The sequence below is a fragment of the Plantactinospora sp. WMMB334 genome, from assembly GCF_049179095.1.
Classification (GTDB): domain Bacteria; phylum Actinomycetota; class Actinomycetes; order Mycobacteriales; family Micromonosporaceae; genus Plantactinospora.
The window spans coordinates 4,481,627-4,496,504 of the sequence record NZ_JBMHME010000002.1 but is presented as its reverse complement, the minus strand read 5'-3'; the positions used below and the strand labels follow the sequence as shown (position 1 = coordinate 4,496,504).

The following is a 14,878-nucleotide window of genomic DNA, read 5'->3' as shown; positions in this document are numbered from 1 at the left end:
GTCGGCGCGACCGGGACCCCTCTTGCAACACCGCAACCCGGCCTGCGATCCGCTCCGAGGCCGGGCTGGCGCGACGTCGCTCCACCGGGCTGCGGGCGAGCTGGGAAACGGCCGGGCGGGTTCCAGCAGGGCCGGACTTGTTGCGACAGACGTCGACCCGGCGGGGATCGGAACGGATCCCCGCCGGGCCGCGGACACCGGGGGTCAGCCGGTCAGCCGGTCAGACAGGTCAGACAGGTCAGGACAGGTCAGACAGGTCAGGTTGTCGGTCGCCAGGTGCGCTACGGGCACACACCCGGCCCGCCTCACCATTCCGCCTTCTCCACGAGAGCCCAGTCCTGGTCGTCGGGGTGCCGGCAGATGGAGAGTTCCAGACGGACCTCGCGGGTGACCGAGTTGCCCGGGACATCCAGGCAGAGACCGCTGGCGGCGTTACGGAGCCAGTAATACTGAAAGCCGCGCGAGGTGAGCGTCGGCTCCAGGCGGAAGAGCTGGTTGTCGTTGGGGTCGATGCAGTTGGTCACGCTGACCGTGGCGCCGGACGGCACCGAACCACGCCCCGGGGGATCGAAGCAGTACTGATTGTCGATGTTCCGGATCCAGTACAGCTGGTAGCCCTCGCCGTCGACACGGCGCGGGACGAACTCGAACTCCTGATTGTCCGTACCGGTCTTGGCGCATCGGTACTGATTGACCGGCCCGTCCAACCGCGCCCGCTCGAAGCCGGGAAGATCGGCGCACAGGTCGGTCGCGCTGTTGTGGATGAAGTAGGGGCCGTAGCTGTGCTGGGCGCCCTTGGCCTTGACCGGAGGCTGGTTGTCGCGCGGCGCCGGCTTCTTGTCCGGTGCCGTTGGCTTCGTGCCCTGGACGGCCTGGGGCGGTGCCGACGGCGCAGAGGTGGGTGCTCGCGGTGGGACGGCGGCCGGGGGCGCGACGGGTTTGGTGGTGAGGCGGGTGTCGAGCGCGTAGTAGGACGTGTAGGACGCGACGTCGCGGAGGAACGTCTGCGTAGCCGCGTCGGGTGTGCCGCCGGTCTGGCGGACGGCGTCCGGTCCGGTGCGGAACGCCGCGAGGGCGAGGAGGTACGGATCACCCTCCAGACCGGAAAGTTCCTTGAGCATCCCGCAGAGGGCTGCCCCCATCGCCGGGATGGCGGCGGCGGGGTCCCAGGCCGAGGCGTTCCGCGGCCCGTAGCGCTGCCAGAGGTCGGCCCGGAACTGGGCGATGCCCTGTTCGCCGTCGGGGCCGAGCAGATTGGGGTTGAGCTGGGACGCGGCCATGAGCACCGCGGCCGCGGCTGCCGGGGAGAGCTGCCGGCAGACCTTGCCGGCGGCGACGACGGGCTGGACGTACGTGTCGGGCAGGGGTTTGACGCTGGCCGGCGATCCGGTGGGGGCGAGCTGGGCGGCCCGGGGGTCGCCGAACTGCGGCAGCTTGGCGTAGTAGTTGGCGTACCGGCCGGCCTTGTCGACGTATTCGATGGCCGACTCGGGAACCCCACCGGCGGTCCGGACCGCCTCCAGACCCGACCGGAACGCGGCAAGGGAGAGCCGCCACTGCTCGCCGGGCACCTCGGCCAACCGCACCTGCCCGCTGAAATCGCACACCTGGTGGGCGAGCGCGAAGATGTTGGCTGAGGTGTCCGCACGCCGCGCCCTGGGCCAGGGAGCCCACTTCTCCCAGTCACCGTCGTCGAGTCCGGCGATGCCGCGGCCACCGGACACGGTGCCCGTGGCGGAGGAGTTCAATCCGGACTCGACCATCAGCTGGCCGGCGAGGCGTGCGGGAGTCAGCATCGGGCACGACCGGGCGGCGGTGACGATGGCGGTCATCTGGTCGTCCGGAACGGGACGCCCGGTGAGGTCGCTCTCGTCCGCAACCGAGATGCCCCAGCCGATGCTGGCGGCGACGGCGGAGAGGATCGCGAGGGCCACGATGACGCTGGTCACCGCGGGGCGCCCCAACCAGCCGAATCGCTGGCCGCGCCGATCGCGGAGCCGGCCGAACAATCGGCTCAGGCGTTGAGACGAGATGGTTCGCACAGTGTCCGTACCCTTCTTCACATCGGCATCGCCGTCACGACGGACGCCGGGCCGATCGCGTTCAGCAAGCGCCGAATCTCGCGCTCGACCCGCCGATTGAGAAGATCGGGCCCATCCTTCGTTGCAGGGATATGCAGACGAGCGGACCGCGATGAACAACGGCCTCGGCGCCATGGCGGGCGTCCGGTCGCACGCGCCGACGACGACGAGGGGCATCGAGCGTCAGGAGTACCAGCGCCTCGACGGACTCTTCGATCTCTGGTTGCGAACCGACGCGGACAACCGGCTGGTCGCTGCCCGCGATCCGGCCACCCCCCTGGACGCGACGGCGCTGGCCGATATCGTCCGGCGCGGCGGTGGGGCCGGGGACGACGTACGGGTCATGATGGGCAACGCCGCCGAGCACCGGCGGCTCTTCGCCGAACTGGCCGGGGTGCTCGGCCGGGACGTGCACATCAGTCCTGCCCGGAGCGACCTGCGCCACGGTCACGGTGCCCGGCAGGAACCGACCCTCGTCGACACCGTCACGGGCCGGCCGGTCGACTGGCTGGTCGTCCAGCCGCCGGCCATGGCCACCGGCCTGCCCGGCTGGTACGAGACGGCCGGCGGCGTGCTCCGGCCGCGCACCGGGATCGTCGCGGCGCCGTTGCCCGGCGGGGTAACGTTGGCGACCCGGGCGGACTTCGTGGCGCGGCGCGCCGCCGCGGCCGATCTCGCGGCGGGGCATCCGGAGTTGACCACGATCGGGGCCGTCGTTCGCGGGGGCGGGTTCGTGATCGGTGACTACACCGGCGCGTACCAGACGGTCGGCGGCCGCCGGCTCGCCGCCGCCCTCTCCGAGATTCCGCTCTACGGCGCCGAGGTCCGGATGTGGATCCGCTGGCCGTTCGACGGCGACGAGCAGGCGTTGCTGGACGGGAATCTGGCGGCCTTCGCCGAGAACACCGGAGCGATCGTCTGGGCGCCGGAGCGGAACGCGCTGACGGAGATCCTGGAGAGCTGCCGCGATCTCAGCGCTGTGGATCGGACCGGCGGGCCGGCGACGTGGCGTGCGTACGCGCCGCCGGCCGCCGGGTCGCCCCGCTTCGAGTCCGATCAGGACGGGCGGCTGTCACCGGTCGAAAAGGTCGTCAGCACCTATCCGGGCGTTCCGCTGGTCAGCGTCGAGCGGGATCGGGAGCGCTCGACGGCACCGCGCTACGCGCGCCTGAAGGCCCAGCACGGGCTCTTCCGCATCGACCTGACGGTCCTGGCCGACGGCCGGTGGGCCGCGCAGTACGCCGGCACCGGCCCGCACGCGCTTGGTCCACGGGCGCTGCAACTGATGCTGCGGTCCGCCGGCTGGCAGGGCGAGGACCTGCTGCTGCTCGCCAGGTATCCCGAGTCGGCCGCCTCCGGAATGCGCTATCACGGCAGCCGGCTCGTCGACGGGCTCCGCGCGCAGGTGTGGGTGCTGCCGCCGGACGCCGACTTCGACATCGTCGGCGGTGCCGCGCGGGCCGTGGACCGGCACGGCCGGCCGGTCGGTTGGCAGCGGTTGGACCCGAGCGGATCGCCGCGACGATGGCACAGCGAGACGCGACGGTGGCACAGCGAGGACGGAGTGCTCGTCTCCGCCGACCGGTCCGGGCTGGACCCGGCGGGCGCGGGAGGGATCCCGGAAGCGTCGCCGGAGGATCCGCGGCACGCTGCCGGACCGGTGATCCGGCCCGGGCGTCCGGCACCGGCCGCACCGCCGACGCCCCCGACGTCCACCCGACCCGAGGTTGCGACCACCCGGCCCGGCATTGCGGTCGGCGGACCCGAGGTTGCGACCAGCGAGCCCGAGGTCGCGGCCGGCGGGGCCGAGGTTGCGGCCAGCGAGCCCGAGGTCGCGGCCGGCGGGGCCGACGTCCAGGTCAGTCCGACGCCCGCGCTGGCCACGTCCCGGCGCAGGATGCCGCACGGTATCGACTGGCTCGCCGATCGGCCCAGGGTGAACACCGAGCCGGTCGAGCTGTACGTGGTGAGCCCGTGCCCACCGGCGGAGGCCGTCGACCGAGGAGTACCCACGCCACACCTGTTCCTCGTCGGCACGCTCAGGCCACCCGCTCCGGGCACGCTGGCCGGCGGTGAGCAGGTGCTGCGGGTACGGGTCGCCCCCGGCGGCGCGGTGGACATGTCGTCGATCAACGTTCACGAACCGCCGGCGGTCCAGGCGCTGCTCGCCGATCGCGCGGAGACCTACCTGTTGCCCGGCGGCCTGCTGGGCCGAACGCGGCTGGTCGCGAGCTGCGGCGTCGAGGCGTCCGGACGGTTCGCGATCCGCGGCACGTTCCCCGGTGAACCCGCCCTGGCGCTGCGGTGCTCCGGGGCGGAACACGGCATCGAGGGCCTGCCCAACGATCTCTCGCGATGGCCCTGGCAGTCCGAGGCGATCGCGTACGCGATGCTGCCCGGCCCGACGGTCGTCCCCTCGCACCGCGCGCTGGTGCTGCTCCGCCGGCGGCCGAGGGTCCGGGCCGGCCGTCGACTGCTGGAGCTGCGGGTGCCGTGGCGGCGCGCCGTCGACGTGCGCGCCACCGCCGCCCAGCTGTCCCGACTGGCGCAGGTCCGCTCCACCGCACCGGCGCTGCGCGCGGCCGGGGTGGAGATGCTGCTGCCGGGCGGCGAGTACGAGCGGGTCAGGGTGGTGCGGGTGCTGGTGGCCGGCCGGTTCGGTTGGCGCACGGTGAGCGACTCGCCGACGACGCCGGCCGAGGTGCTCCGCACCGCAGGCGGTCACACCGATCGACCCGGGCGCCCGATACCACCGGCCGCGCCCGGGCCCGGACCCGGGCCCCACTGAGTCCTTCGACTCAGGAATCCCGGCGTGATGCGTCAGTAGCGTGCCTGGCGAAACAGGGTTTCCACGCCGGAGGGACGATGGCGATGAACACCGACGTGTGCGCGGCCGAGCGGCCCGGGGCGGACAGCACCCTTGAACGGCGCATGCTCGAGGTCTTTCAGGCGAACTCGCAACCGCTGTACTACTTCCTGCTGCGGCTGACCCGCGGCCAGGCCGAGACGGCCGAGGACCTGTTGCAGGAGACGATGTTGCGGGCCTGGCGCAAGCTGGCGGAGCTGCCCACCGAGGCGTCCGCGATCCGCCGATGGCTGTTCATCGTGGCCCGGCATCTCGCGATCGACCTGGCCCGCGCCCGCCAGGCCAGGCCGGAGGTGCTCGGAGTGGACACCAGTTGGGCCTGTGCACCGGACGACGCCGTCGACTGGCTCCCCGACAGGATCGTCCTGCACGACGCCCTGCGCAAGCTGACCCCCGAGCACAGAACCGTGCTGGTCGAGCTCTACTACGACGATGCGTCGGTGGCCCAGGCGGCGACGCGGATCGGCATCCCCGAGGGCACCGTGCGGTCGCGTTCCTTCTACGCGTTGCGCGCGGCGCGCGGGATCCTCGCCGGAGCCGGCGCACCGGGATCGTGACGCTCGGCGGAGGGGGCGCGCCCGGCCTCCGGGCACGGGCCCGCCTTCGCCGGCAGGGCGGGTTCGCGCAGCGACCAGATGACGGCCGCCACCGCCACCGGCGACAGCCAGGCCAGCCCGCCGGCCACGGCCCGCACCGCGCCCAGCAGGTCTGCGGGCTCGAACTGGCCGTAGACGAGGCACCCCTGCACCGGCGAGCAGAGCATCGCCCTTATCACGTGATGTTCGGTCGTACCGGTCAGCGCGATCACCGACGAACGCCGGGCGAGGGCGCTCACGAGATCGGTGCCGTCGGGTGCGGCGACCCGATCGTCCAGCAACGTCACGGTCGGTCGCAGCCGACGGGCCAGGGCCAGGGCCTCGCAGCCGTCGCCGGTGAGCGCGACCACCCGCATCTGGTCGGCGGAGTCGAGCACGGCACGGATCGCCGCCCGCTCGGCCGCGCTCGGATGCGCGAGCAACACGCTGATCGCGGTGCCGGTCGAACCGGAGGGGTCGCCGCGGCGGCTGCCCGTTGCGCCGGCCGTCCCGTCGCTCACTGGTCTTCCATCCGGTGCCCGTTCCGTTCGTGTCGAAGCCGCTGGACGATTTGATCCCCGGTCAACACAACGGCGGGTCGGCCCGGCGCGTTCAGCCCGGCGCCGTCCACGCCCGTCGTACTCGTCGACGAGGTGGTGGCCGGGCCACCGGCCGGGGCCGCTACTCCCGGCCCGACCAGCGCAGTACCGCCTCGGTACGGTTGGCGACCCGCAGCTTCGTGAAGATGTGGTTCAGGTGGTTCTTCACCGTCTTCTCGGTCAGCAGCAGACGGCGGGCGATCGCCGCGTTCGAGTGCCCGGCGCAGAGCAGTTCGATGACATCCTGTTCCCGTGGGGTCAGGCCGAACTCCTGCCGCACCAGCCGGAGTCGGTCGGCGCGGCCGGCCTTGTCCCGTTCGCGAGCCGCCTGGTCGCGCAGTGCCGAGATGGTGACCGAGGCGCCCCGGGGCGACAGCCAGCCCTGGCCGGAGGCGACCGCGCGGATGGCGCGGAGCAGCTCCGGCGGGTCGAACTCGCCGTGCACGAGGTAGCCACGGGCGCCGCCGCGCAGCATCGAGGCGATGAGTTCCTCTGCGGTGTCGCTGGTCAGGACGAGCACGCCGGTGTGTTCGGCGAGTTGGGTGACGACACTCAGACCGTCGGCGATCGGCATGCGGTGGTCGAGCAGGGTCACGTGCGGGCGCAGTCGTTGCGCCACGGTCACCGCGGTCCGCCCGTCGGCGGCCTCACCGACCACCCGTACGTCTTCGGCACTGGCGAGGTAGCCGCGGATGGCTACCCGCACGATGGGATTGTCATCGACGATCACGAGGTCGATCACGGGGACATCGCCCGCCCCGACCGGTCGGCCGCGAGATTGGCGCTGCCGGGCAGCGGGACCCGGGCCACCAGTGTGGTACCCACTCCGACGGCCGATTGGACGTGCAGGCTCCCGCCGACCGCCTGGGCGCGCTCGGTCATCCCGATGATCCCGAAGTTGCCGGAGTTGGAGAGTTCGGTCAGCTCCCCGGGCATCTGGAAGCCCGTGCCGTTGTCCCGGATGGTGAGTTCCACGGCCCCCTCCGGCTGATGGAGATCGACCTGCACCGAAGTGGCGTTGGCGTGCCGAGCCACGTTGTGCAGTGCCTCGTTGAGAATCTGCGTGAGTTCGTACCGGGCCGCCAGTGGTAGGTCGATCGGGTCACCGCTGACCCGTACCGGGACGCCGGCACTGTCCGACCAGGTCCGGCAGATGCCCTGGACGACCTCCGGGAACGGTCGGTCGGGCACGTCCCGGCGCAACCCGGCGAGCAGCTCCCGGGCCTCGCGTACGGCGGTGTCCGCCCCCTCGGAGACGGTGGTGGCGAGCTGCTCGGCCAGGTCCGGCTGGCGGCGCAGCAGGGCGGGCAGGGCAACCGCGGCGAAGGAGACCCCGCGCAGCGTCTTCGCCACCGAGTCGTGCAGTTCCCGCGCCAGCCGGGTGCGTTCCGAGGCGGCCGCCGCGTACTGGGCGGTGGCGACCGTGGTGACCGAGGCGTCGATGTATCCGGCGAGTGCCGCGGTCATGACCGCGGCACCGAGCCCGCAGACGATGTTGACCATGGGGAAGGCGAGTACGAACGGTGCCGCGACCGACGTGTCGCCTCCCGCACCAGCGGCTCGCAGCAACTCTGTTGCCACGGCCAGTCCGAGCCCCGCGTTGGCGACCCAGAGCAGCAGTCCGTGGATGCCGAGCAGCGCGCCGGTCAGCGCGGCGTGGCCGGCCGCATAGCAGAAGTAGGCGACCCCTCCCTGACTGAGCAGAAGGATCCCGATCATCAGCGCCGCGTCGACGAGGAGGGTGCCCAGCCGCCACCGGACCGCCGCCGGCCAGCGGGTCAGCACCGTGACCTGTGCCGCTGTGGCCACGCCGACGACGGCCAGCGGGCCGAGACTCCGCCAGACGTCGTCGGTCAGTCTGACCCCGACGCCGACCGCGGCGAACGTCAGAGCGAGGCGCCCGAGCAGGAGAGCCCGGCATACGGCGGCGTGGGCGACGAACCGGCTCATCGGTTTCCGGTCAACTGATGGTGACCTTGTCGATGTCAGGCGAGCCGCCGGCGTCGTTGTAGAACGATATCGCATTCCGCCCTGCGGAGATCGCGGCGGTGAACCGGAAGGTTTTCGGGATGTCCCAGCTGGTTCCGGTGACGGTGAAGACGCGAGGGGCGGCGTTGTTGACGGTCACCTTGATTTCCCGTTGGCCGTCGACCTCGTATGTGACGGTGACGGTCCGGGTGCCGGCGGTGGGCACGGTCAGGTAGACGGTGACGTGGCCGAGATAGCGCACGCGGGCGCCGCCGTCGCAGGCGGAGCAGGCGGCGACGGCGGCGCCGCCGGTTATCGCGTTGGTGGAGTTCTCCGCCTGGACGCTGACCGTGCCGGATCCCGTCGACGGGCTCGATTTCGTGCCCGTGGTCTTCGATGCCGCGGTCTTCGGCGTCGTGGTACGCGGGGCTCCGTCCCGTGGCGCGGTCGGTGCGCCTGGCGCGGCCGGCGCGTCCGTCGGAGGTGCGTGCGCGGGTGCCGACGCCGGGACACCTGTGCTCGCGGTCGGGACCGCGGAGGGCGAGGCGTGGGCGGTCGGCGGCGTTGACCCGGTCGAGGCGTCCGCTGTGGCCGGTGGCGCCTGGGAGCCGGACTGCCGGTCGTCGCCGGGATGGATCAGCGGCGGGATCGCGATCGCGGCAACCACCATGACAACGGCAAGGCAGCCGATCCCGAGCCAGAGTGGCGGGCGGAGGGACCGGGCCAGATCCGGCGGTCCGTGGAGCAGGTGGCGAAGCGGGTCGGGGGCGTCCGTGGCCGGTTCAGTGGGCACGATTCTGCTTCCCGAGACATCGGTCAGAATCCGGAGTCGCGGACCGGGTCACCGTATGCACGGTTGAGAATGTACCAATCATCACGCGCGCCCGGAGCGGCAGGCGCTACCGGTTGACGGCTGGTGACGGTGTCGATCTCACGCGGGTGACCAGCGTGGTGGTAAAAGGTTATCGCGTTGCGTCCGGTGAGTGTCGAGGCGGTGAATTGGACGGTCTGCGGCCTCTGCCAGCCCGCCGCGCGGCGGCGGTCGCGGTCGAGGCGGCGACGCCGGTTTCCGTTTACCGCTGTCGACCGCCGTGATCGGATCGGCGCGCCGTCGGCTTCCGCGCTCGCCGGCCCTTCGGCGGGGCCGGGATGCTGGCGCCGTCGGGCCGACCATTCGTGATGCTGGGCGTGTCGTGATGCTGAGCGTGCCCCCGGTGGGATTCGAACCCACACTGTCGATCTTTTGAGAATCGCGCCTCTGCCGGTTGGGCTACAGGGGCCTGGCGTCGACAAGACTACCCACTACGCTGAGGGCGGCGACACCCGGCTGGGCAGGTGTCGGAAACGTAGTTGGGGGTAGGAGCTCGTGGCCGACATTCAGGCTGGTGCCGAGCGTAGGCGGGTGTTGATCGCCGAGGACGAGGCGCTCATCCGGCTGGACCTGGCCGAGATGCTGGTCGAGGAGGGCTACGACGTGGTGGGGGAGGCGGGTGACGGCGAGACGGCGGTGCGCCTCGCCGAGGAGTTGAAGCCCGATCTCGTCATCCTCGACATCAAGATGCCCATCATGGATGGACTGGCCGCCGCCGAGCGGATCGCCGGTGGCCGGATCGCCCCGGTGGTCATTCTCACCGCGTTCAGCCAGCGGGACCTGGTCGAGCGGGCACGGGCGGCCGGCGCGATGGCGTACCTGGTGAAGCCGTTCCAGAAGAGCGACCTGGTGCCGGCGATCGAGATCGCCCTCTCCCGCTACTCGGAGATCGCCGCCCTGGAGGCCGAGGTGGCCGGCCTGACCGACCGCCTGGAGATTCGCAAGATCGTCGAGCGGGCCAAGGGTGCGCTGATGACCACGTACGGGATGACCGAGCCGCAGGCGTTCAAGTGGATCCAGCGCACCGCCATGGACCACCGGATGACGATGCGTGAGGTGGCCGAGCGGATCCTGGCCGAGGGGACGGGCGCGGAGCCGACCGAGCCGGGCTGAGCCCGGGCCTACAATCGGTCGATGATCTCCGGGCGGCGTCCCTTCGGCGCGACGCTCCTCGTGGCCCTACTGCTCGGCGCCGGCTGTCAGGGCCGGCCGCCGGAGCCGGCGCCCGAGCCCGTCCGGCCGCGGTGGCAGCGGCTGGCCCTGCCCGCGCCGGCCGGTGCCCCCGGCCGGCTCCTGGTCCGCGACGTCACCGGCTGCGCCGGCCGGTGGTACGTGGTCGGCGGGGTCGGCGCCGGCGCGGGTGAGACCCGGCCCGCGGCGTGGGCGAGCTCGGACGGGAGCGCCTGGGCGGCGATCCCGCTCACGCCGAAGAGCTACTACGGCCGGCGCAGCGTCCTCTACTCGGCGGCCTGCACGAACGGGCGGCTGGCGGTGCTCGGCGACAAGCCGGGCGGTGCGCACGGCAATCCGCGGGCGAGCAGCTGGCAGCAGCGGCCGGACGGCTCCCTGGTCGAGATCGAGGCCCGGTTCGAGCTGTACGGCGGGCCGACGGCGGTGAACGTGGCCCGGTTGGTCGCCGGGCCGGCCGGCTACCTGATCACGGGCAACCGGTCCAGTGGCGCGGCGGCCTGGCTTTCTCCCGATGCCGGTGAGTTCGAGATCATGGAGGGCGCACCCGAGCTCGCCACCGATGCCCGGGGCACGACCTGGGCCTTTGACGCGACCGCCACCGCACAGGGCTGGCTGATGGTCGGCGGGATCCTGCCGCCGGCCGGCCGGATCGACCGTGACCCGCTCGCCTGGGCCTCGCCGGACGGCCGCGCCTGGCGGCGGGAGCCGGTGCCGGCGACCGGGGAGTACGAGGAGCTCCAGCGGGTCGTGGTGTGCGACGGCACGCCGCTGGCGGTGGGGCTGCGGGGGCGGGACTTCGGCGTCTGGCGGCGGGTGGCCGGGGGCTGGGAGCTGGCCGGCTCGTTCGGGGCGCGCGGTCCTGCCGGCGTACCGCTGGTGGGTGCGTTGACGGTGACCGGGGACGGTGTGCTCGCCGCCGTCTCCGACGGGACGTCGTACACGCTCTGGGCCGGCGGCGACGGCGGCCGCTCCTGGCGTCCGGTGACCGGGCCGGCGCCGATGCCGGTCGGCGCGGGCCGGGACGCCAGCGTCGTGGCCCTGGCCGACCGCGTGGTGCTCGCGGTCGACGACGGCCGCGAGAGCACCCTCTGGGCCGCCCGGCTCCCCTCCGGTTCCTGACCCGGCGCCGGTCGAAGACGGACGAGAGGTCGGATAAGGGGTGTAGCCGGACCCGCTTGTTACGGGCGTGGTCATGGGGACGCACGTGTTCGTAACGGTTTGGCAAGCCCCGCCGTCAGACCTTTCCTTCACCGAATGAGCCTCGGTACGCTCCGCCATCACGAGCCGTAACGCGGGTGGAGGCTTTCCGTCCGACGGCGGGGTGTGCCGATTCGGCCGACCCGCCACCAGACAGATGTCGCCCGCACTTCGAGGAGGTCAAAGAGCCGTGAGGCGTAAGTATGTACGGGCGCTGAGCACCACCGCCCTGGCGGCGGTCATGGTTGCCGCGGCCGGCTGCCAGGACTCGGGCGGCGGTGGCAGCACCGAGGCCGAGGCCTGTGGCGGCAAGATCGCGATCTTCGGTGCGTTCACCGGCGACAACGCGGGTCTGGTGATCCCGTCGCTGAACGGCGCCAAGCTCGCCGTCAAGCAGCACAACGCGGCGAAGCCGGACTGCCAGGTCACCCTCCAGGAGTTCGACACCCAGGGCGACCCCGCGGTGGCGACCCCGTTCGCCAGCCAGATCGCGGGTGACTCGTCGTTCCTCGGCGTGATCGGTGGGCACTTCTCCGGCGAGACCGACGCGACCATGCCGGTCTACCAGGGCGCCAACCTGGCGATGGTGAGCCCGTCGGCCACCCGGATCGACCTGACCCAGAAGGGCAACACCTCGTTCTTCCGGGTCGTCGGCCACGACGGCACCCAGGCCGCCGCGGTGGCGACCTACCTCAAGGCTCAGAACGCGCAGAAGGTCTTCGTCGTCGACGACGGCAGCGCGTACGGTGCCGGCATCACCGCCGAGCTCGGCAAGGCGCTCGGCCCGCTGGTGGCGGCCACCGACAAGATCCAGGAGCGGCAGTCGCAGTTCGACGCCACCATCTCCAAGATCAAGAGCGCCAGCGCCGACTACCTGTTCTACGGCGGCTACACCCGTGAGGCCGCCCCGCTGGTCCGGCAGATGCGCGCCGCCGGCGTGACCGCCAAGTTCATCGGTCCGGACGGCCTCTACGACCCGGCGTTCGCCGAGGGCGCGGCCGGCGGCGCCGAGGGCGCGATCATCACCTGCCCGTGCCTCCCCGCCGACAAGGCCGGCGGCACCTTCTCCGCTGACTACCAGAAGGAGTACGGCATCCCGCCGGGCTCCTACGGTGCGGAGGGCTTCGACGCAGCCAAGGTCTACCTGGACGCGTTCGAGGCGGGCAAGCAGAGCCGGGCCGACATCCTGGCGTTCGTGAAGTCCTACGACAAGCAGGGCGTGTCGAAGTACATCAAGTTCGACGACAAGGGCGATGTCGACCCGAGCAAGGTCGTGATCTGGGCGTACGAGATCAAGGACAAGCAGATCACCGCGCTGCAGGAGCTCAAGCTCAGCTGACCGGGTCTTTGAGGGCGGCCGGGGGTGAACCCCCCGGCCGCGCTCGATGCAAGGAGCCTTTGTGAACTTCGATGAACTATTCGGCCACCTCGGTCAGCACACCGTCGACGGCCTCTCCAAGGGCGCCATCTACGCCCTGATCGCGCTCGGCTACACCCTGGTCTACGGCGTACTCCGGCTCATCAACTTCGCCCACTCCGAGGTCTTCGTGGTGGGCACCTTCGGGGTCCTCGGTGCCTGGACCGCGTTCGGCCTGCAGGACCGGCCGCCGGTCGGGCAGGTCATCCTCTTCCTGTTGATCGGTCTGATCGCCGCCGCGATCTTCTCCGGCGGCACCGCGCTGGCGCTGGAACGCGTCGCCTACCGACCGCTGCGCCGCCGCAACGCACCACCCCTGGTCTTCCTCATCACCGCGATCGGGTTGTCGCTGGTCCTGGTGGAGATCCTCGGCCTGCTGCTGCCCCGGCTCGTCGGCGGCATCTTCCCCACGCTCTTCGGGCGGGAGCGTCAGATCGTCGGTATGCCGACGCTCATCGAGCAGAAGCCGCTGTTCAGCCTCGGTGACACCGCGATCACCAACGTGCAGGCGCTGGTCCTCGTCTCCGCCCTGGTGATGATGGCCGTGCTCGACTGGTTCATCAACCGCACCCGCTACGGCCGCGGCGTGCGGGCGGTGGCCCAGAATCCGGAGACCGCCGCCCTGATGGGGGTCAACCAGGACCGCGTCATCATGCTCATCTTCGTCCTGGGCGGCGTGATGGCGGGTGCCGCCGCGCTGCTCTGGAGCGTCCGCTTCGGCTTCACACAGAGCAGCCTCGGCTTCGTCCTCGGGCTCAAGGCGTTCACCGCGGCGGTGCTCGGCGGGATCGGCAACCTGCGGGGAGCCCTGCTCGGCGGCCTCTTCCTGGGCCTGGTCGAGGTCTACGCCGCCACCCTCTACACCTCGGCCTGGGAGGACGTGGTGGCCTTCGTGGTCCTCATCGTCGTGCTGATGTTCCGGCCGACCGGTCTGCTCGGCGAGTCACTGGGGAGGGCCCGCGCATGATGGAAAAGGTCCGGGCCGCCGAGGCCCGCCGCCGCGCCGCCGTCGGCGGGGTGGCCGACCGCTGGGCGGGCCTCCCGCCCTGGCAGCGTGCCGTCGGATTCGTCGCGTTCGTCGCCTTCCTCTACTACCTGCCCTACCTGGGCATCCCCGGACTGACCTGGCTGCGCACCGACTACATCGTCGGTGGCAACAGTTGGGCCGGGGTGCTCTTCACCTGCGCCATCTACGTGCTGGTCGCCATCGGCCTGAACGTGGTCGTGGGGTTGGCCGGCCTGCTCGACCTGGGCTACATCGGGTTCTACGCGATCGGCGCCTACAGTGTGGCGCTCTTCGGCTCGACGAACTCGCCGGTCGTGCAGTGGTTGCAGCGGACCTTCGACCTCCCACCGACCTGGGCGGTTGCATGGGCGGCCTGCATTCCGATCGCCATCGCGCTCAGCCTGGTCTCCGGGGTGCTCCTCGGCTGGCCGACCCTGCGGCTCCGCGGTGACTACCTGGCCATCGTCACGCTCGGGTTCGGCGAGATCATCCGGATCCTCGCCCGCAACCTGGAGGACGTCACCAACGGCCCGGTCGGGATCTCCGCGATTCCCGGTCCGCAGGGCCCGCCGGCGGCCGACAACAACATCTTCGGCCTCCAGGACCTCAAGCCCTGGTACTGGCTGGCGATCACCGTCGTGCTGCTGATGGTCTTCGCCGTCCGGAGGCTGGAGAACAGCCGGGTCGGCCGCTCCTGGCTGGCGATCCGGGAGGACGAGGACGCCGCCGCTGTGATGGGGGTGTACCCGTTCAAGTTCAAGCTCTGGGCCTTCGCCATCGGCGCGGCGCTCGGCGGGCTCTCCGGGTTCCTCTTCGCCAGCCGGAACGCCTTCATCGACCCCACTCAGTTCAACGCCCAACTCTCGATCCTCTTCGTCGCGATGGTGGTGGTCGGCGGCTCGGGCAACATGGTCGGCGTCGCCTTCGGCGCGGTGCTGCTGGCGTATCTGCCCGAGCGGTTCCGATTCGTGGCCGACTACCGTTGGCTGGCGTTCGGAATGGCGATGGTGCTCGTGATGGTGCTGCGGCCACAGGGCTTGATCCCGAGCCGGCGGCGCGCCCGCGAGTTGCAGGACCGGGCGAAGGAGGCGAAGGTCAGTGTCTGAG

At 71.6% G+C, this 14,878-nt stretch carries 12 protein-coding genes and 1 tRNA gene; 7 read left to right on the top strand and 6 right to left on the bottom strand.

Annotated elements, in window-relative coordinates; translation table 11 throughout:
• Window positions 1–305: 305 nt before the first annotated feature.
• Window positions 306–1,949 carry an RICIN domain-containing protein gene (locus ACN27G_RS19335; protein WP_421494186.1) on the bottom strand — a complete coding sequence of 548 codons (1,644 nt, stop codon included), beginning with the start codon at window positions 1,947–1,949 and terminating at the stop codon, window positions 306–308.
• Window positions 1,950–2,163: 214 nt separating this feature from the next.
• Here ACN27G_RS19335 and ACN27G_RS19330 point away from each other — a divergent pair, with 214 nt between their 5' ends.
• Together ACN27G_RS19330 and ACN27G_RS19325 are read left to right on the top strand one after the other, a co-directional pair.
• On the top strand, window positions 2,164–4,869 hold the full coding sequence (locus tag ACN27G_RS19330; RefSeq protein ID WP_421494185.1) for a hypothetical protein: 2,706 nt from the start codon (window positions 2,164–2,166) through the stop codon (window positions 4,867–4,869).
• 83 nt (window positions 4,870–4,952) lie between these two features.
• Entirely contained in the window at window positions 4,953–5,504 is a 552-nt protein-coding gene (locus tag ACN27G_RS19325) for a sigma-70 family RNA polymerase sigma factor (protein WP_421494184.1), read from the top strand.
• On the opposite strand, the gene ACN27G_RS19320 is transcribed toward ACN27G_RS19325, so the two are convergent.
• The 5 genes from ACN27G_RS19320 to ACN27G_RS19300 all read right to left on the bottom strand — a co-directional run bounded on the left by ACN27G_RS19320 (window position 5,447) and on the right by ACN27G_RS19300 (window position 9,369).
• Window positions 5,447–6,043 (bottom strand): hypothetical protein, encoded by a 597-nt coding sequence (locus ACN27G_RS19320; protein WP_421494183.1) that lies wholly within the window; start codon window positions 6,041–6,043, stop codon window positions 5,447–5,449. The two genes, ACN27G_RS19325 and ACN27G_RS19320, sit on opposite strands and share 58 nt — an antisense overlap.
• A 160-nt stretch (window positions 6,044–6,203) precedes the next feature.
• Complete coding sequence (locus tag ACN27G_RS19315) at window positions 6,204–6,851, bottom strand: LuxR C-terminal-related transcriptional regulator (RefSeq protein WP_421497385.1); 648 nt, start codon at window positions 6,849–6,851, stop codon at window positions 6,204–6,206.
• A gap of 8 nt (window positions 6,852–6,859) precedes the next feature.
• Window positions 6,860–8,071, bottom strand: a complete 1,212-nt coding sequence (locus tag ACN27G_RS19310) for a sensor histidine kinase (RefSeq protein ID WP_421494182.1) — start codon at window positions 8,069–8,071, stop codon at window positions 6,860–6,862.
• Between the two features lie 10 nt (window positions 8,072–8,081).
• Window positions 8,082–8,882, bottom strand: coding sequence for a hypothetical protein (locus tag ACN27G_RS19305; RefSeq protein ID WP_421494181.1), 801 nt, complete (start codon window positions 8,880–8,882; stop codon window positions 8,082–8,084).
• Window positions 8,883–9,295: 413 nt separating this feature from the next.
• Window positions 9,296–9,369 (bottom strand) — tRNA-Leu (locus ACN27G_RS19300).
• An 86-nt stretch (window positions 9,370–9,455) separates the two neighbouring features.
• Here ACN27G_RS19300 and ACN27G_RS19295 point away from each other — a divergent pair.
• The 5 genes from ACN27G_RS19295 to ACN27G_RS19275 all read left to right on the top strand — a co-directional run bounded on the left by ACN27G_RS19295 (window position 9,456) and on the right by ACN27G_RS19275 (window position 14,877).
• Entirely contained in the window at window positions 9,456–10,073 is a 618-nt protein-coding gene (locus tag ACN27G_RS19295; RefSeq protein ID WP_421494180.1) for an ANTAR domain-containing response regulator, read from the top strand.
• Window positions 10,074–10,094: 21 nt separating this feature from the next.
• Complete coding sequence (locus ACN27G_RS19290; RefSeq protein ID WP_421494179.1) at window positions 10,095–11,270, top strand: hypothetical protein; 1,176 nt, start codon at window positions 10,095–10,097, stop codon at window positions 11,268–11,270.
• Window positions 11,271–11,538: 268 nt separating this feature from the next.
• The gene (locus ACN27G_RS19285; RefSeq protein WP_421494178.1) at window positions 11,539–12,687 is read left to right on the top strand and encodes a branched-chain amino acid ABC transporter substrate-binding protein; all 1,149 of its coding nucleotides are present in this window, start codon (window positions 11,539–11,541) and stop codon (window positions 12,685–12,687) included.
• A 61-nt stretch (window positions 12,688–12,748) separates the two neighbouring features.
• Window positions 12,749–13,732, top strand: a complete 984-nt coding sequence (locus ACN27G_RS19280; protein WP_421494177.1) for a branched-chain amino acid ABC transporter permease — start codon at window positions 12,749–12,751, stop codon at window positions 13,730–13,732.
• Window positions 13,729–14,877, top strand: a complete 1,149-nt coding sequence (locus ACN27G_RS19275; RefSeq protein WP_421494176.1) for a branched-chain amino acid ABC transporter permease — start codon at window positions 13,729–13,731, stop codon at window positions 14,875–14,877. Before ACN27G_RS19280 ends, ACN27G_RS19275 begins: the two co-directional genes overlap by 4 nt.
• Window position 14,878: the final 1 nt, after the last annotated feature.

Coding starts and splice junctions, on each gene's coding strand:
- ACN27G_RS19325 (WP_421494184.1), top strand. CDS start 4,953: ATGAACACCGACGTGTGCGCGGCCGAGCGGCCCGGGGCGGACAGCACC.
- ACN27G_RS19310 (WP_421494182.1), bottom strand. CDS start 8,071: ATGAGCCGGTTCGTCGCCCACGCCGCCGTATGCCGGGCTCTCCTGCTC.
- ACN27G_RS19290 (WP_421494179.1), top strand. CDS start 10,095: ATGATCTCCGGGCGGCGTCCCTTCGGCGCGACGCTCCTCGTGGCCCTA.
- ACN27G_RS19275 (WP_421494176.1), top strand. CDS start 13,729: ATGATGGAAAAGGTCCGGGCCGCCGAGGCCCGCCGCCGCGCCGCCGTC.